Below are 22,946 nucleotides of genomic sequence, written 5' to 3' on the forward strand. Positions count from 1 at the left end.
ATGATTTCTAAGATCAACATTCAATCTGTTGGATTCAGATATACTTCGGCTATAGATGATTGCACCCAGACAATTATATATTACGACTTTCGAATCTCTTTTCAGGTCGATCTGAAAATACCCATTACTTGGGTTTGGCGAAATCTTAATTTCGTCCTTTTCCGGATATTTTTTTATGCCCGTGGTGATAGTATCTATACTGAAAACACTTTTTAGAGCAGAATACATCTTATACCAACCTGTTGAGTCACTCCTGAACTTTGTACGCTCCTGTTCAATATGAATAAATCTTCCATCACAGGATGAGGCATTTTCATAACAAGGATCAGTGCTCTTGTTGATCAATCTTCCCTGGGTATTTGTGAAAGCTGTCAATCTTGTCCAGTCCAGATCAATATTTGCTAATTTAAACGTAATGGATGGATCATCCTGCAAGAATGCTTCTTCAATTAATGAAAGATAGTCGATGGAGGGAGTGATCCTCGTTCCATTACTCATAATCAGATCAGGATCACCCGAGTCTTGAGCAAATCCATGAAGTTGTAAAAAAATACTATTGTCAAATTCATTAAAAAACGCTTCGGTAGTTTTTTGAAAAACAGAGTTGCTATTGTGGGCATTGTCTGAGATTCGGTAAGGCGACGATGGGCCACAAGCTGTTGTTGTACCCGAACATTCCGAATATTCTGAATTATTACAACGATGGGTTCCGCTGATAAAAAGTGCCCTTGGAATTAATCTCTTAAAACAAAATATCGCCTGATATCCGGTTTGTGAATCATAAACAGGATGGGGTGCCTGAATAATCAAATTATTCCGTAATGGATTAATACTAATAACGTAAGTACCCCAATAATGGATCTGTGAACTATTTTCCTTTATGACATAAAACCGATTGTTCGATGCTATTGTTGTATCCTGAAAATCAATAATCTGATAATTTAATGAAGCAGCCAAACCATTCGCCGATTCAATATTCCCGTCAAAAATGGCATCCATCATATTGCCCCACGAATTTAATTGAGCCACAGTTGGAGCCTGATAATCATTACCGTTGCTACCCGGCAGACTTTCAACCATTTCATTCAAATAGACTTCAATATTGCCTTCAATGCTTTGTCCATATGAAAAGCTGAAAAGCAAACAAACCAAGAGTAGGACAAGAATCTTTTTCATTTTATGATGATTGAATGTTCATTAACCTTTGAATAAAGCAATCTTCTATTCATTTTTAAGTAGTCGGCAGTTTTTGATTGATTATAATTATTGATTTTTAATGCTTCGGTCAATAATTTCTTTTCAATATCTGCAATTATACTTTTAAACGAATATTTATCATTTAAGTATGATTGTAAAGTTGCATTGAGATTGGTACGTCTGTTTGTTTCGTGAGGTAGTTTATCAATTCTGATAATATTATCGGTTGTCATAATAGATGCCCTATGAATGGTATTTTCCAGTTCGCGCACATTTCCGGGCCAATGATAATCGAGTATGTTTTGCAAACTATCCTCCTGCAAAATCAGTTTTTGAGTGGGGCTATACTTTTGGAAAAAGTAGTCGATCAACACATGGATGTCATCCGGGCGATCCCTTAATGGAGGGATATTGATCCGGGCAACATTAAGCCGGTAATACAAATCTTCCCTGAATCTTCCTGCCTTAACTTCATCTTCAATATCCTTATTGGTGGCTGCTATAATCCTCACGTTTACCTTTAAAGGTGTAGTACCCCCGACTCTGAAAAAAGATTGTCCTTGTATTATTCTGAGCAGACGAACCTGCAATGACGGTGGCATACTATTCACCTCGTCTAGAAAGACCGTTCCTTCATTTGCCAATTCAAAAAGTCCCTTCCGTTGTGATTCGGCCCCTGAAAATGATCCTTTCTCATGACCAAAGATTTCACTCTCAAGCAATGATTCAGATAAGGCACCACAGTTAATTTTAACATAAGGTTTGTCGGTCAGATGAGAATGTCGTTGAATGGCATCGGCTATGAGTTCTTTACCGGTCCCGCTTTCGCCTTGTATAAGCACGGAAGCATCAGTTGCAGAAATCCGACCAATGGTTTTAAAAATCTCCTGCATTTTTGAATTCTTCGAAATGATCTTAGAACCCTCTTCTGACTTAGAACTGGAAACCTTAGAACGCAGTTGCTTTAACTCTTTAAGCAATTCACTATGCTTAAGCGCTCTTTCGATGATCATGATAAACTCTTCCAGCTCGAAAGGTTTTTCCATATAATCAAAAGCACCCAATTTCATCGCTTCAATTGCTTTTTCACTCGTTCCATAAGCGGTAAGCATGATACAAGGTAACTCAGGATAATTATTTTTCGTGAGCTTCAAAACCTCTAACCCGCTCATATTTGGCAGATTTATATCCAGAATTAAAATGTCCAATGTTGTACTTTCGATCATATCAATGGCTTCTTCACCTGTTTTCGCTTCTAACAGTGAATATCCTTTCATCGAAAGTAGGTCAACAATATTCCGACGCATGGAAGCCTCATCATCTACAATTAGTATTTTCTTCTCGTTATCCATAATTATTTTTTAAACCAATTGTTGCTTTATTGGAAATAAAATTGTGCATTTAACACCACCCTGATCAATGTTTTCAAAAAATATTTCTCCATTGTGGGCTTTTATGATTTCATAAGAGATGGGCAAGCCCAATCCAACACCGGAGGGTTTAGAGGTTACAAAGAGTTCAAACATTCGATCAAAAATATGTTCAGGAATACCTTCCCCTGTATCAATAAATTCAATCATTAAGCGATCGTTTTCAACCGATTTGATATTGATTGTTATTTTCCCTCCATTCGGCATAGCCTCCATCGAATTAGCAAGGATATTAATAAAAACCTGTTGAATAGAGTTTGGATCCGCTTCGATGAATGGATCATCATTATCATTGATGACAAATTCAATGTTTGAATTTTCTTTTTGTATTTGGAGTATATTGATCGTTTCTCTTATTTGATCAAGAAGATTTATATTAAACATTGTTTTATTGATAGGCTTTGAGAATATTAAAAGCCGCTTAATTAAATTTGACAAACGATTTGTTTCATTCACAACAAGTTCCATGGCATCTTCAGTGATCAGTTCTTGTTTGTTTCCCGAAAGTTTCTGCTCTTTCAATAGTTGTTGCCATATTTGAATTCTGGTTTTGATAATTGCCAGTGGCGTACGAACTTCATGTGCAACACCTGCCACAATGCGCCCAATGGATGCCATTTTTTCTCTTTGCAGGAGTTTAAGTTCCAAACTGCGTCGCTGATGGTTTCCAGATTCTAACTTTTCCAATGTTAAATTAATGGATGAAACAATTTCCCTAAATAACTTTTCTCTATTTTGTAATCGATAATTTGGATTTAAATGTATTTTTTCCAATTCATTGCGAATAGATTGAATATTTTCTCTCAGTTGATAAGTAAACCAAAGAACAAATAATAAACTAATGATTAAAATAACTGCGGCAATATTTACCACATTTTGTAATTTAATAAGCGGTAATTCCCTTTCAATATGAATCCGCACCCAAATGGTCCCAACTGTTTTATTTTGAAACTTAACGGGAATTGTCATTAATGGAAACACTGCCGGATCAAATCCATGTAACTCTAAAAGGTAACTATTCTGAGCAATGCTCTTTAAGCATTGTTCCCTGATGATATTGTATGATCGGGGAGGTGGGCCGTAAACGGGTATTGGTGGATTGCTAGTGGGATAAGCGTAACCCAGAAATTTATCAATACCATTAAAATAAAATCCACCTTCCAAGCCTATATGCTCTGACAAAATTTCTTCTGTTATTTTGGTAAGCGTAATATCCATTTCATCCTGTTGGGTTGGAGGTAATTCAGCCATCGAAAAATAGGAATTATTGCCAAAATCCTCAATGTTCTCTTTGGAAATCATTAATAATTCCCTAGCGGTTGCATTACATAAAACCGAATTTTTGGCTATGGTTTTTTTGTGCCAATTATTAATGACGTTATATGATATCAGAACCAGAGATACTAAAATTAGAGTGAACAGAACACTGTTTTTCTGATATTTTCTTTTGATTTTATTGTTCTCAATTTTCAACATTCGCTCCACCCTTTTTATGATTTGCAATTGTTTGATGAACAAAAATAATGCTTTTCAACTTTAAAACAGGTCTAATACTTTTTGATAATTAATCAGTGCTAAAGAAGCAGCGATTGATTGTTCTTTAAGAATACCGGAAATTGATTGTACGCTTTCGTCATTGATGTTTACTTTTGAAACCACATGAATATCAATCGCAGTATTGATAAATCTATTTTCGAATTTTTTATTTAATAGAATCTCGGCCATTTGCACATTGGGATTAATGATGGCCAGAGGTTCAATTTCTGAATAATTAAATGCTTCAGTCCATATTTTTTTCGAGTAGCCAAAATGGGTACAATTTAAACTCGCGTAAATGCTATCTTTTGGGTAAGTACCCTTTGCAAGCGCCTCATCTACGTATGACATGATAAGAATTTCTGTATCCTCCCCTAAAGGATTATTCTCTATGTAATTTTGCAATTGAGGGCAGGCTTGTGACACAATCCGTGCATTTGAAATACCTTGTTCAACCAGTTGAGAACGATAGCTGTCTTCTTCGATGGTAGTTTCGGTGCCAAAAATTAATACTTTTGAATTTGCATTTTGATCCAACTTCTTTTTGATTTCTAACACGCCAATATCAACAATCCCGATTATTGGGATGATGGCAGTTTTTGCAAAATTGGTTTCTTCATAAATTGTTGACAGCGTGTTGCAGGCAATTAGAATTAAATCAGGTTTATATTTTTTACTTATTCCATTCAAGACCATGTTGAATGTTTCGACTTTTTCATTTCGATTTGTAAGCGCATTGTAGCCTCCGGTTTCATTGAAAAGCGCATTTGCAAATACTAAGTTGATTTTTGCAAAATGCCCGGAATTTCGCATATTTTTTTCCATCTCTGCCAAAACAGAAAGTCCACCTAAACCTGAATCGGTTATTACGACGGTGATACTATCTTTTTCGAATAATGAGTTGACAGAAGTAGTTTGAGCCTTCGTATTTGAGCAAAGAAGAATTAAAAAAAGGGTACTGATTAAGAGATGCTTTTTCATTTCTTTAATGATAATGAGTTAGTGTGGATAAATACTTCTATTGGCTTAATAAGCCCTATGAGTCGTTCTAACTCATAGGGCTTTCTTAACCTTTTATTAATAAAAAATGATGCCACTGATTCTATTCAGGAATGATGGTCTGCCTTCAAATTAATTAAAGCTTAAACATCCTAAATACATAGCTCATTTGTCTTTGATCAAGATTAAATCCACTAAACACATTGTTTACTGAAAAATCCATAATTTCTGATTATTGTCAACGATTACAGGACAATTAGGGTTGTATGAAATTTCAGTTTGCGGATAAGGAAACCTTGCAGGAATCGGACCGGCACCGGCTACAGGTGTAAGTGCAGGGTATCCCGTTCTTCGATAATCATCGTAAGGCACCACGGTCGAGTACATTGCCAGATATTTCTGCTCGATAATTTTTTCGAGTGTAATAGTAGTGGCATCCTCAATATTGATATTTGTATTCAGCCAAGTGGTATTAGCGTTTCCGGTAACTGCAAGTACCGATGAAGCGACTGCGGCTTTATAGGCAGCGGCAGCTCCTGCAGCATCAGGAGAGGCTTGCTTAAATAAACATTCTGCTTTTATAAACTGCATTTCGGCATATGAACTTAACACAACCGGTGCTGATGCACTGTTATTATAGGTTCCGAGTGTTGATGCGCTTGTAATTTCCGAACCTGCCGGACTTCCTACATATTTTCCACTTAGTGCTTTAGCATAGAATGATAATCTGGGGTCAGAAGTTGCTGCAAGTTTATCAATAAATGTTTTACACATTTTTATGTCATTTTTATATGAAGATACAGTTGCATACTGATACATCGGCCCTGCTTCTGTATTTGCTGTCCCAAAGTTCATTACAAACTTATCAGAAGAGCCAAAGGAACTGTTGACATAAGCAATTGCATTAGTGTAGTCCTTTTTGTTAAGTGCATATCTTGCCCTGATTGCATTGGCCGCTTTTATCCATGATGTTTTATTATTACTGTAAATAATATCCCCGGCAAGTGCAGTGGTGTTTGTTGTTGAACCAAGGTCCGTGATTGCTTGTGCCAGGAGATCATCAATTGTAGCATAGATTTCTTGTTGCGTGTTATAAACAGGTGTTATTAATCCCTCATCACCTTGAAATGCTTCAGTATATGGCAAATCTCCAAATAAATTCGTTAGTGTTCCAAGGCTCAAAGCCATACATACTTTTGCAACACCTGCATAATGTGGCGAATTTGCTTCTGCTGCTTTTTGAATGATCTTAGTTGCATCCATCATTGATTGGTAATACAATCTCCTCCATAAGTCATCAACATCAGTAGGTCCCAAAATATAATTTGCTTCCCCGGCTGATTGTCTTGCAACACCATTCAGTTGCTGCATAAAAATATTGGTGGTTTTAACAGCCCTGATCCCTCCAAGTTGATAGGACATTGAGAGCTCCATCGTTGGAACCAACAAATCCATGGGCACATCTGATGGAACATCCGGATTAATATTCATTTTCGGATCTATCCATTTTTCACATCCGGTAATAAACAAAGTGAATATTACCAGAAATGCTATATTTAATTTATATAAACTTTTCATGTTTTTATTTTTATAGGTTACAATTGATTATTTTAGAATGTAAGTTTTATACCGAAAAGATACGATTTAGCTGCCGGGCTTGCGAAATAATCAAAACCTTGTCCGTTTGTAGCTCCATAAACACTGACTTCAGGATCACCCCCTTTATAAGGAGTTGATACAATTAAATTGTTTCCGGTAGCATAAACTTCAAGTCCTTGTAATTTCAATTTTGAAAGCATTGCTTTATTAAAGGTATAAGACAAGGTAAGCTCTCTCAACTTAACCCAACTTGCATCTTCAACTGCCTGTGATGCGGCACCTCCACTCGTGAAACTATTTTCGCCTCTGTACCAGCTTTGATCTTTTATTACTTCGGTTGTGTTAACTACACCGGTGGATACAACATTACCGTTTGCATCTAAATGCCCGTAAACACCTTCGAAAACGGTAGGAGTTGATCGGTCAAGCGTTTCAATGGTTTGTCCGTAATAGTTCAAATTGAATCTGGTTCCGTTGTTCACATATCCACCACTTTTGATATCAATCAATGCAGTTAACTCAAAACCTTTATAAGTCAAGGTATTATATATATTCATGGTCCAATCAGGATTTACTTTACCCAGAGGTACAGTGGAGGTCTTATTTGTCCATGGGAATCCATCAGGATGGGTATCCGTCGGATCATCATTAATTAGAATATTGCCGTTAGCATCGCGATACCAATCGAATCCGTAAATAGTAGCATAATCCTGTCCAACAGCAGCATTAATCTGTGCTTTGGTATCGCCGTTAAGTGTTACATAGCTAACATCTTTGGCTAAACCTGTTACAGGGTTTTTCATTTTTGTGAAATTTAATCTTATATCCCACTGAAATTCCTTGATTTTTACCGGAACTGCATAAATACTGAGTTCAATTCCTTTGCTTTCCATTGATGCAGCATTTAGATACATATTTGTATAACCTGAAGCGGCAGCAATGGTAACCGGAAGAAGCAGGTCGATGTTTTCATTAAAGAAATATGACACATCCAATCCAATTCTATTTTCCAAAAATTTCAGTTCGGTCCCGATTTCAAAAGAAGTCTGGGTTTCATGTCTTAAATTTGGATTGCCAACTGTGTTTCCTACTGTATATCCTGCTGTTCCTAAGAAAGGGAAAGAAATTCCGGCGGTATAATAATCATCCGCGCTTCCGGAACCATAATAAGAAGAAGTCCTGTAAGGATCAGCTATATTAGCGGTTTTCGCCCATGAAGCCCTTAATTTTCCAAAAGTAAGTATTTTGTTATCCTTCAGTTGAGGTAATTCAGAAAACAGGAAAGATCCACTAAAGGATGGGAAAAGTGCTGAAAGATTATCTTCAGGCATGGTTGTTGACCATTCGTTACGCAGTGTAGCTCCGAAGTAGAGCATATTCTTATAATCAATACTCAGATCAGCAAATATTGCAGCGGTCCTATATTCGGTTGTACCATTTCCTGCAGTCTGTTTGCTTGTGTTATCCAGATTATATAAACCCGGTATGGAAAGATCGGCGGTATAAGCAGTAAGGTACCTATAACTTTGTTGGTACATGTTCTGTCCAAGATTTAAATTAAATCCCAAGTCTTCATTGATTTTCTTCTTAATACTTAAGATCAAGTCCGAATTAAACATCATATGATGTTCTGACCGCTCCCTCAAATAACCTTTCAACCTGCCCTGACTGTTCCAATTTGAAATTTCCTGAAATCTTCTTTGGTACCAATCAACCCCTACATTGTAGGATAAAGACATCCAGTCGTTAAATTTTGCTTTTAGAAAAGTATTACCGACAAACCTGTCGTTAATATCTTTAAAAAATTGTTCATATACGGACCAGTAGGGATTATTATAGGTTCCATTAACTCCGGTATATGTTCTTTGAGTACCATCTTCAAGCTTATAACCAGCAGCATTATTAAATGTTGCTGGTGTTCTGTACAGGCCTATTCCTATACCTGAACTGGTTCCACCTTCTCTGATTAGGTTATTGATCGTGTGTGAGTACATCACATTAGCGCCCGTACTGACTTTTTCGGTCAGTTTTGTTTCAGCATTTAGCCTGATGGTCGTTCTGTCAAAATCATTATTTGGGGCAATCCCTTCTTCATTCAAATTTCCAATGGAGAAGTAATAGGATGAATTATTATTGCCTGCCTCTATACTAATATTGTTATTGTACGAAACACCTGTTCGGAAAAATTCATATTGGTCAAATGTTTTTACAGGCTCACCGGTTGCATTCGGATGATTTTTACTTACAATAGCACCATCAACATCAAGCAAAGGATTTGCCCAATCGACTGTTTCTCTCGAATAGCTAGTGGTATCCAATAATGGACCCCAAGCACCGTTGTATTTACTACGCCAGCTTCCATTTAATCCTTGTCCGTATTTATCTTGCAATTCGATATGCTTCCCAAGTTGCTTAAATCCCACTGAAGAGTGAAGTTTAACTTTCATTTTTTGGTCAAGGGCTCCCTTTTTGGTTGTTATTACAATAACCCCATTGGAAGCCAGCAGTCCATAAAGCGCTGTTGCAGCACCCCCTTTTAGTACGCTTAAAGATGCAATATCGTCGGGGTTAAGGTCAATACTTCTCGATGATGTATAATAACCCGACTGACCCGTACCACCCCGATAAGAAGGTTCTGTGCTTATTGGCATCCCATCGATGACAAATAAGGGTTGGTTGTTTCCGGTAAGTGAAGCAGCACCCCGAATAGTCATATAAGATGCAGCTCCTGCATTACTGGATGAACTGGTAACCTGGAGCCCTGCAGCCTTTGCCGCGAGTGAGGATACAATATCACTATTGCCCCTTTTATCTAACTCCGACCCACTCACTTCCTGGACTGTATATCCTAGTGCCTTTTTTTCACGTGAAATACCAAGTGCCGTGACAACAACCTCATCAAGATTGATGTCACTCGGTTCCATAACTACATTTAGAACTCCACCTGTAATTGTAATTTCCTGTGTTTTCATCCCAATAAAAGAGAAAACCAGGACAGTAGATCCAACCGGGACATTCACAGTGTATGAACCATCCTGGTTGGTTGTCGTTCCTTGCGCTGTTCCTTTTACAGATACGTTAACACCAGGAATTGTTCCTTCCTTGTCGCTAACTGTACCGGTAACGATTGTTTGAGCGTAAGCCTGCATTCCGAAGAGCGAAAAGAATGCCAGAAATAAGATTAAATTTTTCATAAGCTTCCAGTTTTAATTTGTTTTAAGGTAAAGGTTATATTCATTAATTTAAAGTTGGTTTATCGGTTAAGTTTTCATTTTCCGTGGTACTGATACAATTAAACAAAATAGGCTAACCAGTAAGGTGATTGAAAGTATGGTTTTATTGGTACGTTTTTCATTGAAAAGCTTGTTTGAGGCTGAATATTGAATCCCGGGAGAAATATCCATTTCGTATCTATTAGCCAATTCTTTAATATTTAAAAGATTAATGACCGGAATGCCCATCGCATTGATTTCCTGAATTACACCCCTATCCTTATCATCGCATAACGTGATATTTTTGTTAAACCCATTCGGAATGGAAACAGCATGGGTACAACTTCCTAATGCAGCCTGATTACCCCCAATATTTATGAGTAATGAAATATTATTTGATACAAACAGATCAACCCGATCCGTTATGGCCTGAGTTAGATTTTGAGGCGAGTATAGTGTTCGGTCATTTCTTTTCGCTGCATCTTCCAAAAACACATTCCCTTCTTCACTCAGCCCTGACCCGATATCATTTTCGGCTCCTTTTGAAACAATTTCAGAATGATATTTCAAGCCACCATCATCAATTAACCAGTTTTCCATATCAATCCATGTGGCTGTCTCCTGATTGGCACCATACGATGAAGCACCCAGAGAACTTGTAATGACCGCCCCAAGGTTTAAAGTCTGCAAAGCTGCCAACGCAGCAATAGATAGTGAAGGAAAAGATCCGGATAAAATGACACCTACTTTAGCGCTTTCTTTAATACCCGCTTTCTTTATCAATCGTACAATTAAAGCAGAAAAGTCAGGGTTCGTTGAAATCTCTTTGGCATTCAACGAACCTAATGTGGTTGTGATCGTTGTGAAATCGTTACCCAATAAAAAGCTGTAAGGAATGTTTGAAACTGCGTCCGAATGAATCCCTCTGTTCTCCTTTTGATTCTTTATGATACCGAACCATTTTTTGGTAAGATCGACTGCCTGATGCATTTCTTTTTCATACACACTGTTCTTGTTTGTGGTAAACAAAAAATTTGAAATCATGAATCCTATCAGCAAAGTGCTGAAAACAATCAATAACCTAATATTTAGAGAAAGGTTTCTCATAAAAATTGGGATATTTGATAGGTTAACAAACAAACAATGCCAAGCGAAAGCAAGGTTGGCACTATTCTTTGACGGGTCATTTCGCTGGCAATTAACCCTGGAATGATATAGCCGATTGATTGCAGATCGAACTTAATTGCACTTATTGGCTGAATGTAGCTATCGATTAATAATTTGAGTGCAAAACTTAAAAGCAAGGCAAGCAGTAATTTTCTCCTGCCATAAATAATGAGATGTTTGGAAAGGGTTCTAATAACAATTAAAATAATTAATGACAACAAAATGGTCATTGCGATTTTTTCGGGCTGATAAATGTAAAGTGCCAGGTAGGCAGGCGCAACAACTCCACCCGGAGATATTCCTACCAATTCATAAAAGAGGAAACCAACTACTAACCCGATTAAAAATATCTCAGTGATCATGATGCTTCAGCAAATTCATTTATAATTTGATAACCAAGTCCTTTAATGTTTCCAACTCCAACTATTAAACTTGAATTTACAATACTTTCAAGAATTAAATCTTTAATGGAGCTTTGGTAATTGTTTGGAATATTTTTGATTTTGAATTTTGTTTCTGATTTGGAAAGTAAACGATTTGCCATCATTTTATGATCACCGGTGAGAATCACAGTGTCAATATTCTCATGATTGGATTTTATCCATTCAACAAATAAACCCGTACGTAAAGGGCGATCAGATCTTGTATTAAAAACAACGGAAATTTTATTTGTGATGCTTAATTCTGAAGTCCAGTGCTTTAGATAATCCTTAAAGGATGGGATATCATTTACTGAAAAAGCATTCAGAAAATATCGCTTTTGCTGACCATTTGTAATTGGGCATAGCGGAGATTTGGTTTTTTCAATTTGTTTTAAAATACCTTTAAATGCTATTTGCCTGGGAATTCCAGATTCAATACAAGCGGTAAGGGCTAATTGTACATTAATTTCGAGAGCTAATTGAGGAATGTTTTTTTTCTCTTCATCGGTTAAGTTGATGGCTTGTATAAATTGAGAATTGCGAACTATGGCGACCCTTTTTATTATATCAATATATGCACTTTCGCCGGCTATAATTTTACTATCTGAAGGAATTGCGTCACAAATTGATTTAATCTGATCATCTAGCGAATTTCCCATTTTCTCGCGATGATCATCTCTGATATTACTAATAATATAAATGTCAGGCCTAAAGAAGAAACTTTCAAGGTTTTGAAGGATTGGATCAATTGACATACACTCCAGGATCAATACATCAACTTTTTCCTTTTTTGCTTTGCGGATGATATTGAATTGCTCCTGAACTCTTGCCGTCCCTCTTCGTTTTATTTCTTTATGAGAGCCATCTGGGAATAAAAGTGTTGGTATTTCTCCTGTTACTTTTCCTAGCACTTTTAAACCATCCTCTTTTAACCCTGAAAATATGTATTTTGTAATTGTTGATTTACCGCGAGTTCCATTTATATGAATTCTAACTGCTATCTTTTTAACACAATTATTGATGACCAGCGATTCGCCAATCATCAATAAAAGAATTAAAACTATTATTGCAACAGTTATAATCATTTGATGAGTTAGGTTTTAATATCCAATAGCCAAGCCTCCTCTTCTTACATCAGCTGATCCGGTATATATCCCTGTTTGGGGGTCAATTGTGATAAGCTGAACTCCACCAAAAAATAAATCAACGCCATCATAAACTCTTAACGAGTGTCCCATTTTTGTTAATTGATCAATTATATCTTGCCCTACCCCTGATTCCACATGTAAGTAATCTTCAAATTTTTGAGTATAAAATCGAGGGGCAGTATTTGCTTCTTCAGCGTTCATATTAAAATCGAGTATATTTACCATTACTTCCAGAACCGTTGAAATAATTCGATTTGCACCTGGCGTTCCAATAACCAAAAATGGTTTGTTGTCTTTTAAAACTATGCTTGGGGCAATAGAACTTCTGGGTTGTTTTTGGCTTTGCAATGAATTTGGATTGTTAGCACCTGAGAAGTTAGTTATCGCACAATTAAACAGCACCCCATTTACGATTTGCCCTGCTCCGAAGAAGGTGCCTAAAGTCTGGGTTAATGAAACAGCATTCCCATCCTTATCAATAACGCATAAATGAGTGGTTTCTCCATTAAGCTCCACATCAATCAAATTCTTATCGGTATCTTCGATATTTTGGTATTTAATTGGATTTCCGATTTCGGTATCACGGTATTTTGCAGGTACGGGAATTAAAGGATTAATTGCGTTAAAACGTTCCAATGCAAATTCTTTAGATAAGAGGCCTTTCATCGGAACATCAACAAAAGCAGGATCAGCAATAAAATAATATCGGTCGGTATATATTTTCCTAAATGTTTCAGCCAAAAGGTGAAGCGTTTTGGCATTTTTTGTATAATGCCCCATACGACTTAGGTCTGCATTTTCCAGAATATTTAATCCTTCAATGATTGAAACTCCGGATTGAGGATTGGCGGCACTTATAATTTCATAGCCCCTATAAATTCCTTTAACAGGTTCAGCTAGTTCAGCCTGATAATTTTTAAAATCTTCTAAAGTAAAATTGCCTCCTCCTTTATTAATTCCTTCAACCATATCCTTGGCAATAGATCCTTTATAAAAGCCTTTATATCCTTTTTTACTAATTTTTGTTAGTGTTTTTGCAAGGTCCTTTTGGATTAAAATCTGACCTTCCATTCTTGGAAATCCTTCATCTAAGTATACGGAAGCGGTTGCTTTGTTCAAGGCGAGTGCTTCTGTATTATCCAGGATGAGAGAACCCAGTGTGGCATCAATGGCAAATCCATCATTTGCATACCGGATTGCAGGGGCCAGTAATGTTGATAAAGGCAATGAACCAAATTCTTTATGAGCCAATGTAAGCCCTGCAACAGTTCCGGGTATGCAAATTGATTTTCCTGTAAGCCTATCGTTGGATGAATTGAAATTAGCAGGAATATTTTTTGGTGCCCGAGGATAAAAATTGATATAAAATGACTGATTCTTATCTTTCAAATAAATAAGCATTCCGCCACCACCACCAATACCGGACCCATCAGGTTCTACAACACCTATAACAAATGTGGCAGCAATTGCAGCATCAACCGCATTCCCACCTTTTTGTAGCATTTCAATAGCTGCCTGGGAGGCCAACGGATGGGCCGTAGCAGCCATCCCATTTTTCCCCTGAACTAAATTGCCAGTTTGTGCAATTAGTATAAACGGGAAAACCAGCGATATTAATAAAATTCTAAGTTTTAATGTGTTCATAAAATTTTAAATTAAGTGTGTCTTTTAAACTTTTATCTTCCCTATTTAAATAATTCTTTCAGTGGAACGGCTGCATCGCTGATTTTTTCAACTTCCATTATTTGAATGTTGTTCTTCTTTGCGATATCCGTGAAGAAACCATCCTCATTTCCTTGTTTAACAACAATCATGGATTTACAGTTTTCAGCAATAATTTCACAAAACCCATCCGATTGTCCTCCTCTTCGTGATTTTCCTCCGATATGCATCAATACTATAGGTATATTTTTTCTCTGCGCAGTTTTCACCAATTCTTTTACTCTGTTCATTTCATCTTCCTGGCTAATCCCTGCTGAACCTAATCCTTTTGAGCTAAATCCAGGAACAATGATGAGTGTTTTAACCCCGGCCATATCAGTTTCCTTTGCCATTACTTTTGTTTCGCCTTCTATAGCTTGTCTTTTAGCCAATAGTTGTACCAGTTTCACATCTGCACTTTGTCCGGCTGAGGTAATCAGAACAGGCTGTTCAAATTTGTTTTGTGAAAATGCGGCAAGTGCGAATAACAATATTGCTGCAATACTCAATGTTTTCTTCATAATTCTTAGTTTAAATATTTACCAATTTTATTTTCTTTTAAATCATTATACGTAGGTAACCCTGATATTTTAATTGCTCTTTCAGGATATTCGCTGTTATATGCATTCAGGATTGCAACAAATCCATTGATGTGCCTGCCAACTCTGCTTTCCAGACTTTCACCTTCATCATCATAAGCAATTTTTAAAGCACCTGTTTCCTTCGCAATTTTATAATTTGGGCAGTACCCAGTCAAAATTAAATCTGCATTTGTTTTGCCTCTCAATCTGCCTTGAATGGGATTTGCTGTTTCCATCAAGATGGGCAATACATCCGTATTATCACCCCACTCGCGATGACTTAATCCATGAAAATTAGGAGGCGAAAGCTCCGGTGTATATGACAATCCATCCATTTCCAAGTCGAGAATAGCGTTCATTGCCAATCCTTCTGACTTGGCATGATAAACAATTGCTTTTACTATCGGAATTTCAGGAGCCGCTTCATGTAAATCAAAAGCAAGGTCAATCTTTTCTTGTGTTAATAACTGAATGATCGAAAATGCAACTTGTTCAGTGTGTGTTCCGTTTTCTTTACCCGGGTAGCAACGATTCAAATTTCGTGAATCTGCACCTGAATATTTTTGTCCCGAAGGATATTGGGAATATACCAATGGATCAGGCCATTGATGAAGTGGATTTGATGCACGAGAGCCTGAACGAAATTTACGGACTCCTTTTTCTGTTTTTATTTCGAAAAAGTCAGGCAAGGCTTCCATTGGATCGGTACAAGTAAATGCACTCTGGTTCAACATAGGAATGATGATGATCCTGCCACTTTCGATTTTTAAATTTTCCAGCATAACAACTGCAGCCATATATCCCGCCGATTCATTCGGATGCGTTCCTCCGGCTAATAATACGGTGGCACCTTCCTTTCCACTATCGTAAAAATACACATCCGAGTCTCCTTCCGAACCTTTAAGTCCTTTATGATAATCGCTAAGTTTAGCAATTTTTGTTAAGTCTTTACTTGGGAAAAGCGGCTCCATCCGATGCATTGAATTGAATTCAAAAGCAGCAATCGTGCCTACCACTGCCATCACCAAAATGATTATTATTTTCAATATATATTTACGCAATAACATCCTTATTTAATTTGCAGTATTCGGAGAATAAACACTAATAATACCATTGAAATAGCTATTAAATTTTTCCAATTTTTCTCATGGTAGAATTCGATCGAAAGGATCCCCGTGAGATAAATTAAAATAATCGTATAAATTATATATAATAACATCTTAATTCATATTTATAAAAAAATGCCAGCTAAATCCTTAGCAAAAATCAACACCAGTAGACCTATTAACATTGAAAAAATTATTGGCACTATACTTTGCTTTAATATCTTAAAATGATTTTTAACTTCGACTGTTTGAGCGGCATAAGCGCACAATAAACTTGGTGGTGGCATCAAATCTCCCAAGGCAGCCATCATTACCAGTGAAGCTGTAACCATAATGGCACTTTTGCCAATAAATACATAAACCAACGGAACCCCTATGACACTAGCTGAAGCATAAGCAGACCCCATAAAAGGCATGATAGCAGCAGTCAGATATTTGAAAGCATCAGGCATTTGAAGTGCTGACACAGCCATATATCCTCTTACTCCGGTAAGGGTAAGTATTTGAAGGAACATTCCAACACCCACCAGAATAATTATTACAGGTAACGCCATGCGCAAGGCATTTCTGGACACCATAATAATTTTAATTTTAGGAGATATCATAATTCCTATAATCGAACCAATTGCAAAAATGAGAGGTACTCCTAAATGCGGTATAAAATCTGAAAAAGTAATTTCTCCGACCATGTATACTATTACGAATATAAGCGGAATATAGATTTTAAATCCCTGATCTGACGGTTTTAAATTTTCAAGCTTTTTAAGAACCTCTTCAATATTGAATGGTTTCACATATCTGATTCGATAATAGATTGCTGTAAACAAAGCCGGTGGTATCGTAACTAATAGCAATGGAATGGTAAACCCTATATAGGGCATGTCAACCCCACCACCGATAATCATAACCGGAATGCTGATTGGAGGAGCCACTTCTCCATAAACTGCTGCCATTGCAATTAAAGAACCGGCCACAATTCTTGGAATTCCTATCGCCAATAATATGGGTGCAACCAACATTCCTGTGGTCAATACACAAGTTGAAGATAAACCGGTAAGCATTCCAGGAAACATGACAAATAAAACAATTACGATCAGTAGTATGGTGGGTGACTTATGAAATGTTTTTATGATCCCGAGACTAATTTGAGCCAGAACTCCACTGGCCTCCATTACTTTCATAAATATCATGGCTGTTGCAATAATTAATATTGCTTCGAAAAACCCAAATCCGCCTTCAACAAGATGCCTGACAGGAAGTCCATGACCATCGAGCAAAGCACCAATAATTGCTGCTAAAATTAAAGATACCCCTGCCGGCATTTTCAAGATAAAGACACTTAATGCAAAAGTGGCCAGCATGGTGATTAATATGATCAATTCAAAACTCATAATTCCAGGCTATTGTTTTATAATGACTTATATTTTCTATGAACAATCAATTGTAATTCTTTTCTTAAAGCTTGAACTATCCGCATCAGTAAAATGCACAACGATAAACCTGAAAGGCAAAAGACATGCCACGTATAATAACATTCAGTTTGTCAACTTATTGATGTATTTATGGATTTTTTTCAGCATAATAAGTGAGCTATAACAGCCCGCATTATGAATTTATTAGGTTCTTTTTAACTCACTTATTATTCAGTCAATCAGAGGCTTTAAACACCATTTAAATAAAGTGTTTTACTAATTGTGCTTTTTCTGATTAGATTTAAAAATATTGGAAGTACTTTAATTGATTGCGCTCTTAAAATTAAAAATGAATTTCTTCCGGAAGTGGATGTCAAATCAATTAACTTGTAAGTTATGCATATCATAAGACCTGATTTGGCTTTACTATAGCTTTGTATATATCTTCTGAACCTCTTCCCTGCTGAGCACTTCTTTATAAACCCGAAAATCGCTAATGAATCCATCAAAGAAATAAAAATCGTTACTTAGGCCATATCGACCATAGCCCAAAGTAAATATTTCTTTGGTTGGTACCGACAAAAAGAAATCAGTATAGCTTGCGTTTGATCCTAAATTATAGTGTCTATGTGTTAACTCAACCCCATTTAGGTATCCTGTATTACCTTCGGGTCCTACCACTGCAACGAAATGATACCAAGTGTTTTCGTCAAGATCTTCATTACTGTCAAAACAAAAACTTGCATTTACGATGGTAAAATATAGTTTTCGGTTATTCAAATTATTACCATGCCCGACTTCAATAATCAGGCTATTGTGTGGTACCCCAATTGATGACTCCCCAAAATAAACAATGGGCTGAATTTTTCCGTTAAAATTCCTGAATTTAAATTGAATCGAAATACTCCCGTGTTCAAGGGTGTTAAATTTTGATGCAGAAGTTATGGGGATGTCAATATAATCATTCCCATCAAAAGCGATAGTTGGTTTATTATCTTCAATCCACCATTGCCCCCCAATTAAATTACCATGGTTTTGGTTCGTTGTTGCATCGAAAACCTTTATCCCTGTCGGGGTTTCAAAATTATAATGAATGATTGGAACCGGATCCTTGTTTTCGTCAACCATTACATCATCATCCGCACTACTTTTACCACAGCCCATCACAATCAATACAAGTATGATGAGCGAGAAAAAATTTCTTTTTGCAATCATATAACATCAGTTAATTATGGTTGTTCAAAAATAATTCGTTTTTCTAATTTTGTAAAGAAGAATCTGTAAATAGATTAAAAAATGAGAAAGGTGTTTTGCATAAAACAAAAAAGCTTCCCGGATGAGAAGCCTGATGTAGTCCGTTTATCACCTGTTTTTTAATTTGATGCCGTTGGCATCGATGTTTAACCTCCGCCGAACTCTTATTTGTTTTATTCTCACAACCTTAGCTCAACTGGGTCCTTGATATTATCGATACTACCCTGCAGGACTTTAAAACCAGGCAGGCATACGGAAGTTTTCTTGTGCCTCCCCAACTTGATGTCACAATTTGTGATATCAAGATTTCGAACTCTGTTTGGGTCAGTCGGAACATAAAAACTTCCGGAAAGCGTTCAAGGTTTCTGCTTACAGCTTGGTTTAGCGCCCGTGTTTCAACTTCGTATAATTCTGCTAAGTCTTTGTCAAGCATTACACGCTTGCCCCTTATTAAATATATTTTAGTTGCAACCAGATTCTCAGATAAGCTTACTTGTTGATTTTTATTTTCCATTGTTATTCCCTATTTAAAGTTTCCAAAATGAATGATTTCTAAATTGGGTCTCACAGATTGTAATCCCTAAGTTTGTTGCAAAGGATGATATATTTCAAGCTTACTTTGCAGGTTTTTCAGGTTGTTCATTTGGTAACGTTTAGTTGAACTTACGTGTTAATGGCCGGCAAAACATTGGACCTGTCTGACATTTAGTCTTTATACCAAACCGATTAAAATGTCGTCGCTTAACAGAATTCCTGACTGCTGACGAGGGGGCTTAATGGTGATCGTATTGAATCACAATCTGGCCTGCCCTGTCTGCCTACAGCAGTAGGTCGTAGAATTCGCAAAACCAAAAACCCTTAGCCATTTTTCAAAATCGCTAATATAATTTTCAAACTCATTGGACTTAATAGCTAAATTTCTGAGCGTTGTTTGTTTTTGATTATTCACAATTGACATCTGTTTTATCATAATATCAAGTTTTAAGATGAATGCATTACATATAATTATATCAACAAATTTTATGAATAGTTTAATATTTATGAACAAACTCCAATACTATGTTCATTTTAGAGTGTATTTATGAACATAGTATTTGGATTCTCTGAAAAATGGACATACTTTTGCACTATGTCCAATAATTATATATAAAATGAACGTTTATACTTTTGATCGAAATAAGCCTTTCAATAATTTACCATTGCTGCCACCTGAAATAGATTTAGAAAATGATCCTGATATTCTTAAAAAACTACTTTCAGCTTCCCGGGCATTGTCTGCAATAAATAGTGAGATAACAAAGCTTCCAAATCCTTTAATGCTGGTTAATACCATTGCTATTCAGGAAGCTAGATCTTCATCAGAAATAGAGAATATTTATACTACAGACGATGAATTGTATAAAGCTATCTCCGATTCTAAAAAAGAAGAATATGCAGACCCGTCAACAAGAGAGGTTCTTAGGTACAGAGAGGCAATGTGGTCAGGTTATAAAGCTATCATTGAGAGAGACTATATTAAAACAGATTCAATCATTGAAATAGCTCAGCAGATTAACGGGAACATTACCGGTATCAGACCTCCACAGGCAAGGGTTGTAATCAGAAGAGGAAATAGTGAATTACGTCCGGGAGAAGTTGTATACACGCCACCCAGAGGGGAAGCTGTTATTGAAGCATTTTTGAATAATCTGATTGATTATCTCAATAATCAAGCGTTTTCTAAAACAGATCCCTTGCTAAAAATGTGTATCGCACATTATCAATTTGAAGCCATACACCCATTTCAGGATGGCAATGGAAGAACGGGCAGGATTTTGAATCTGCTATACTTGGTTCATGCAGGCTTACTAACACAGCCGGTACTTTATTTATCCAAATATATTATTAGGAATAAAGATGATTACTATCATCATCTGGCTGGGGTTACACAAAGGCAGCACTGGAAAAACTGGATAATCTATATGCTTGATGCCGTTGAAACAACCGCTATCCATACCCGGAATTTAATAACAGATATCTCTGAGCAGATGAATGAAACCTATACTTATGCAAAGTCAAAATTCAAATGGTATACTAGAGAGCTTAACGAATCCATTTATAGCCAACCCTATATTAAGGCCAAAACCATTGGTGAAATCCTTAATAAAACATCAAGGACAACCATTACCAAGTATATGGCTGAACTAACGGAAGCTGGTATATTATCGCCAAAGAAGGAAGGCCTTGAGGTATACTATTTAAATAACGATCTGCTTAGGATATTAGGCGGGAATTAGTTAGTTGTAAAACCAAACAAGCATATACTCTATAAAACAAAGCCCAGCCTTGTAAGCTGGGTTTGCTTTTTGTTCTACTCTCGGATGTGGAGGCTTGCCTGCCGCAGGCAAGTCCGGGCTTTTGCTGCTTTAAAAGAAAAGGCACGGACAACATGTCCAGCGGGAGAATAATCTGTAAATTGTATAAATGAGAAAGGTGTATTGCTTAAACCAAAAAAGCTTCCCGGATGAGAAGCCTGATGTAGTCCGTAGGGGAATCGAACCCCTGTTACCAGGATGAAAACCTGGCGTCCTAACCCCTAGACGAACGGACCTTTTGTTTTGTGGGTGCAAAAATAATACTTTTTTGATTCCGCCAAAGTGTTTTTTTATAATTCTTTGGTTTTTTTCATATTATTTACTTCTTCCTTATCGGCTTGAAACTGAAACCCCAGTCGCTTCCCTGTTTTCAGCGACATTGCATCCCTTTTACTCAGGAAATCAAATACGTTAACTTCTTTCACGTTTTCGTAAGGAGGTGTCAATAAATCAAAATTCATGGTATATCTGATTGCCGATTCAACTATCGTACAAGCTAATTCCTGATTCATTTGGGAAGTAACGAAATTATTATAGATCATTCCGATTTCGCGCTTTCCTTCAATAAAATAATGCATATCCTTATTAACAAAGACCCTACCTATAAGGTAACCACTATCATTAACACGATTGTACTTAAATGAGTCGGCAAGGAAATTGTAAATATTTATAATCCCGCAATATGACCGTGAAGTATCTTCTTTTACGTAAGACGAACGCATGATAAAATGATCTCTCGGAATTTCGAAAATATTGGTATGCATCATAAAAATCAAAATATCACCAGCGAATTTCATTTCAATATCGAAATCCCCTCTTTTTTTAAATTCAAAAGGGATTTCATGTTTTCCACTCACGGATCTTTCACGAAGGCTATCAAGGGTATTTTTGACCCCCTCTTTAAACATATTAAAGACCTTTAAGGTATTTTGATAAACGTCTTGTTTGAGGTTGGCTTTTGCAATTAAATCTTCAAATAATTTCTCATTTTGTTGCTCAGTCATGATAGTAAATTTTATTTACTCAAAGGTAAAAGAAATTTGAAATAATTTTGATTTTAAGCTTTCGATTCCATCCACATAAATATTGTTTTGGGACTTTAGCAAATTATTAAACCCATACGACATTTTGAGTTCAACTCCGAATTTGAAATAAGGCATATAATAATCGAAACCAGCACCAGCCTCAAAAAGCCAATCCTGATTTCCCAACTGGAGCAACTCGTCATTTCTTTCCTTATTCTTTTTTGAGTTTGCTGAAAGATCGTAAGTGTACTTAATTCCACTCAACACATAAGCCCTAAAGTTATGTGCCCTTTTTGATTTAAACTTGATATAGAGCGGAAGATCGATGTGGGTTGATTGAATACTCTTATGGATATCCACATTTAGAGGATCTTCATCATCCTTAAAACTCGTAAATGCATAATTAAGCTTACGCTCACCAAAAGATAAGGAGGGGATAAAACGCAAATCGAGCAATGGGGTTAATTTCAGGTTCGACACAATTCCAACAGTAAAACCAATAACAGGTTCATTATTCACACCCAAAAATCTTACTGAATCGATCCCGGGAAATTCTGCAACACTATTTGTAGCCATCATTTTACCCAAAACATCTTCATTTGGTTTAAGCGAGAAATTCATTTGATTGAACGAAAGTATGAATCCGAAATGATAAGGATCATAATCGCGCTTTACCAGATTTTCAATGCGATTGCCTTGGGCTTTAACATTCACAGAAGCTGCTATCAGGCTAATCAGGAGACCAAAAATAATTTTCTTATAAAATTTCAAGGCAAGTATTTTTAATTTATTGAATAACGATC

18 protein-coding genes and 1 tRNA gene are annotated in these 22,946 nt (G+C 36.5%); 1 reads left to right on the forward strand and 18 read right to left on the reverse strand.

From position 1 onward, the window contains the following. The 15 genes from KKG99_01970 to KKG99_02040 all read right to left on the reverse strand — a co-directional run. On the reverse strand, positions 1-1,176 hold a 1,176-nt coding region (locus KKG99_01970; GenBank protein MBU1011748.1), incomplete at its 3' end, for a hypothetical protein. Further along, positions 1,173-2,549: a sigma-54 dependent transcriptional regulator gene (locus tag KKG99_01975; GenBank protein MBU1011749.1), complete on the reverse strand. Its 1,377-nt coding sequence runs from the start codon at positions 2,547-2,549 to the stop codon at positions 1,173-1,175. The genes KKG99_01975 and KKG99_01970, both read right to left, overlap by 4 nt. Positions 2,550-2,558: 9 nt before the next feature. Next, on the reverse strand, positions 2,559-4,103 hold the full coding sequence (locus KKG99_01980) for a hypothetical protein (GenBank protein MBU1011750.1): 1,545 nt from the start codon (positions 4,101-4,103) through the stop codon (positions 2,559-2,561). Positions 4,104-4,163: 60 nt separating this feature from the next. Continuing rightward, a complete protein-coding gene (locus KKG99_01985) occupies positions 4,164-5,144 on the reverse strand; it encodes an aspartate/glutamate racemase family protein (GenBank protein MBU1011751.1) in 981 nt (326 codons plus the stop codon). 225 nt (positions 5,145-5,369) lie between these two features. Then, positions 5,370-6,740, reverse strand: a complete 1,371-nt coding sequence (locus KKG99_01990) for a SusD/RagB family nutrient-binding outer membrane lipoprotein (protein MBU1011752.1) — start codon at positions 6,738-6,740, stop codon at positions 5,370-5,372. A gap of 32 nt (positions 6,741-6,772) precedes the next feature. Beyond that, positions 6,773-9,955, reverse strand: coding sequence for a SusC/RagA family TonB-linked outer membrane protein (locus KKG99_01995; protein MBU1011753.1), 3,183 nt, complete (start codon positions 9,953-9,955; stop codon positions 6,773-6,775). 66 nt (positions 9,956-10,021) lie between these two features. After that, the gene (gene pgsW, locus KKG99_02000) at positions 10,022-11,080 is read right to left on the reverse strand and encodes a poly-gamma-glutamate system protein (GenBank protein ID MBU1011754.1); all 1,059 of its coding nucleotides are present in this window, start codon (positions 11,078-11,080) and stop codon (positions 10,022-10,024) included. Next, the gene (gene pgsC / locus KKG99_02005; GenBank protein MBU1011755.1) at positions 11,077-11,502 is read right to left on the reverse strand and encodes a poly-gamma-glutamate biosynthesis protein PgsC; all 426 of its coding nucleotides are present in this window, start codon (positions 11,500-11,502) and stop codon (positions 11,077-11,079) included. The genes pgsW and pgsC overlap by 4 nt, the downstream gene beginning before the upstream one ends. After that, entirely contained in the window at positions 11,499-12,647 is a 1,149-nt protein-coding gene (gene pgsB / locus KKG99_02010; protein ID MBU1011756.1) for a poly-gamma-glutamate synthase PgsB, read from the reverse strand. Before pgsB ends, pgsC begins: the two co-directional genes overlap by 4 nt. Positions 12,648-12,662: 15 nt before the next feature. Continuing rightward, the gene (gene ggt, locus KKG99_02015) at positions 12,663-14,354 is read right to left on the reverse strand and encodes a gamma-glutamyltransferase (GenBank protein MBU1011757.1); all 1,692 of its coding nucleotides are present in this window, start codon (positions 14,352-14,354) and stop codon (positions 12,663-12,665) included. A 41-nt stretch (positions 14,355-14,395) separates the two neighbouring features. Next, on the reverse strand, positions 14,396-14,932 hold the full coding sequence (locus tag KKG99_02020; protein MBU1011758.1) for a hypothetical protein: 537 nt from the start codon (positions 14,930-14,932) through the stop codon (positions 14,396-14,398). Positions 14,933-14,937: 5 nt separating this feature from the next. Continuing rightward, a complete protein-coding gene (locus KKG99_02025) occupies positions 14,938-16,053 on the reverse strand; it encodes a succinylglutamate desuccinylase/aspartoacylase family protein (protein MBU1011759.1) in 1,116 nt (371 codons plus the stop codon). Positions 16,054-16,223: 170 nt separating this feature from the next. Beyond that, complete coding sequence (locus tag KKG99_02030; protein ID MBU1011760.1) at positions 16,224-17,489, reverse strand: TRAP transporter large permease subunit; 1,266 nt, start codon at positions 17,487-17,489, stop codon at positions 16,224-16,226. Between the two features lie 447 nt (positions 17,490-17,936). Beyond that, a complete protein-coding gene (locus KKG99_02035; protein ID MBU1011761.1) occupies positions 17,937-18,725 on the reverse strand; it encodes a LamG domain-containing protein in 789 nt (262 codons plus the stop codon). 226 nt (positions 18,726-18,951) lie between these two features. Then, positions 18,952-19,278 (reverse strand): ORF6N domain-containing protein, encoded by a 327-nt coding sequence (locus KKG99_02040; GenBank protein MBU1011762.1) that lies wholly within the window; start codon positions 19,276-19,278, stop codon positions 18,952-18,954. Positions 19,279-19,915: 637 nt separating this feature from the next. Between KKG99_02040 and KKG99_02045 the strand changes: the two genes are divergently transcribed. Further along, positions 19,916-21,040: a Fic family protein gene (locus tag KKG99_02045; GenBank protein ID MBU1011763.1), complete on the forward strand. Its 1,125-nt coding sequence runs from the start codon at positions 19,916-19,918 to the stop codon at positions 21,038-21,040. Between the two features lie 242 nt (positions 21,041-21,282). Here the strand turns inward: KKG99_02045 and KKG99_02050 are convergent. The 3 genes from KKG99_02050 to KKG99_02060 all read right to left on the reverse strand — a co-directional run bounded on the left by KKG99_02050 (position 21,283) and on the right by KKG99_02060 (position 22,914). Beyond that, a tRNA-Glu gene (locus tag KKG99_02050) sits at positions 21,283-21,354 on the reverse strand. Between the two features lie 54 nt (positions 21,355-21,408). Then, positions 21,409-22,122 carry a hypothetical protein gene (locus KKG99_02055; GenBank protein MBU1011764.1) on the reverse strand — a complete coding sequence of 238 codons (714 nt, stop codon included), beginning with the start codon at positions 22,120-22,122 and terminating at the stop codon, positions 21,409-21,411. A gap of 15 nt (positions 22,123-22,137) precedes the next feature. Continuing rightward, entirely contained in the window at positions 22,138-22,914 is a 777-nt protein-coding gene (locus tag KKG99_02060) for a PorT family protein (protein MBU1011765.1), read from the reverse strand. Positions 22,915-22,946 lie beyond the last annotated feature (32 nt).

The organism is Bacteroidota bacterium, assembly GCA_018816945.1.
GTDB lineage: Bacteria > Bacteroidota > Bacteroidia > Bacteroidales.

Bases quoted from the DNA above. Each gene is read 5' to 3' on its own strand.
- KKG99_01975 (MBU1011749.1), bottom strand. From the start codon at position 2,549: ATGGATAACGAGAAGAAAATACTAATTGTAGATGATGAGGCTTCCATG.
- KKG99_01980 (MBU1011750.1), bottom strand. From the start codon at position 4,103: ATGTTGAAAATTGAGAACAATAAAATCAAAAGAAAATATCAGAAAAAC.
- KKG99_01985 (MBU1011751.1), bottom strand. From the start codon at position 5,144: ATGAAAAAGCATCTCTTAATCAGTACCCTTTTTTTAATTCTTCTTTGC.
- KKG99_01990 (MBU1011752.1), bottom strand. From the start codon at position 6,740: ATGAAAAGTTTATATAAATTAAATATAGCATTTCTGGTAATATTCACT.
- KKG99_01995 (MBU1011753.1), bottom strand. From the start codon at position 9,955: ATGAAAAATTTAATCTTATTTCTGGCATTCTTTTCGCTCTTCGGAATG.
- pgsW (MBU1011754.1), bottom strand. From the start codon at position 11,080: ATGAGAAACCTTTCTCTAAATATTAGGTTATTGATTGTTTTCAGCACT.
- pgsC (MBU1011755.1), bottom strand. From the start codon at position 11,502: ATGATCACTGAGATATTTTTAATCGGGTTAGTAGTTGGTTTCCTCTTT.
- pgsB (MBU1011756.1), bottom strand. From the start codon at position 12,647: ATGATTATAACTGTTGCAATAATAGTTTTAATTCTTTTATTGATGATT.
- ggt (MBU1011757.1), bottom strand. From the start codon at position 14,354: ATGAACACATTAAAACTTAGAATTTTATTAATATCGCTGGTTTTCCCG.
- KKG99_02020 (MBU1011758.1), bottom strand. From the start codon at position 14,932: ATGAAGAAAACATTGAGTATTGCAGCAATATTGTTATTCGCACTTGCC.
- KKG99_02030 (MBU1011760.1), bottom strand. From the start codon at position 17,489: ATGAGTTTTGAATTGATCATATTAATCACCATGCTGGCCACTTTTGCA.
- KKG99_02035 (MBU1011761.1), bottom strand. From the start codon at position 18,725: ATGATTGCAAAAAGAAATTTTTTCTCGCTCATCATACTTGTATTGATT.
- KKG99_02040 (MBU1011762.1), bottom strand. From the start codon at position 19,278: ATGGAAAATAAAAATCAACAAGTAAGCTTATCTGAGAATCTGGTTGCA.
- KKG99_02045 (MBU1011763.1), top strand. From the start codon at position 19,916: ATGAACGTTTATACTTTTGATCGAAATAAGCCTTTCAATAATTTACCA.
- KKG99_02055 (MBU1011764.1), bottom strand. From the start codon at position 22,122: ATGACTGAGCAACAAAATGAGAAATTATTTGAAGATTTAATTGCAAAA.